The organism is Acinetobacter endophylla, assembly GCF_053543775.1.
On record NZ_JBLVOM010000204.1, the window covers coordinates 1 to 1267 of the forward strand.

The following is a 1267-nucleotide window of genomic DNA, read 5'->3' on the forward strand; positions in this document are numbered from 1 at the left end:
TGGTGCAGATGGTCAAGCTACAAGTAATGCGTTGATTTATACACTTAACATTAGTTCCAATGGTGTGGATAGCGGATTAGATACCACCAGTGGCCAAAATGTCTTGCTGTATAAAGTAGATAATCAGATTGAAGGACGTGCGGGTAGTCCATCAGGCGATGTGGTATTTCGTATCTCCATTGATCCGACCACGGGTGCTGTTACCTTAACTCAATCAGAAGCACTTAAACATCCAGTGGGCGGTTCTTCTTATGATGAAAGTCTTTCTATCAGCAATGCAGGTTTAATTACCCTAACTGCAACTGCTACAGATGGTGATGGTGATGCGGTCACCAGTGATCCTGTTGCGGTAGGTGATCGTTTTATCTTTAAGGATGATGGGCCATCAATTGGTTCTGCGCCAGCAGTAACTTCTGTAGATGAAAAACGTCTAGCGACAGGAAGTGAACCAAACACATCGTTACTCACCGCAGAAGGCAATTTGAGTGTGAGTTATGGTCAGGACGGTTCAGGTAATGGCGGTGGTTTAAGCTTTGCTGCAAATCAAACTGCTTTAAAGGCAGTGCTAGATAGTACAGGTAATAGCGGTATAAGCTTTAGTATTAATGAGACAGGTAACGTACTGACAGCCACGCGTGGCGGCGGCGGCAGTGATGTGTTCAAAGTCACTTTGAATACGACTACAGGCAAATATACCTTTGAACTATTGGGTTCATTAAACCATCCAAGTCATACTACACCATTGAATCTGAATTTTGACTTTATTGCCAAAGATGGTGATGGCGATACGGCATCTGGTAGTTTCGTTGTTCAAGTGATTGATGATGAACCGAAAAGCGCGATTACGATTACGATGGATGAAGATCATAGTTATGCATTCACAACGTCAGCCGATGTGCAACTAGATAACATTACAATTCAGGATGCAAATGGTACTGAGATTAATGGTACGCCGAATCCCGATGGATCTAAGAGTTTTAATGTTGCGCATGGTACCGTGACTGTAGATCAAAATGGTCAGGTGACCTATAAACCTGATGATAATTATAGTAACTATGATGGCAGCCTAACCACCAGTCCCGATACATTTAAAGTACTAGTTACTGATGACACTGGGCAAACCACAACAACCAATGTGACTGTATATGTAAATCCAGTCGCAGATGCTCCTATATTAACTGTTGTGGATGAAGAGGTTGAAACCCCAGAAGATACAGCGGTAAGTTTAGGCTTAAAAACACCAGTTGTAACCGACGATACTGATCAA

At 42.6% G+C, this 1267-nt stretch carries 1 protein-coding gene; it reads left to right on the forward strand.

All coding sequences use genetic code 11. The features are described from left to right. Nucleotides 1-1267, forward strand: a 1267-nt coding sequence (locus ACNPNW_RS06330; protein ID WP_448766759.1) for a DUF5801 repeats-in-toxin domain-containing protein, incomplete at both ends; no start/stop codon positions are given.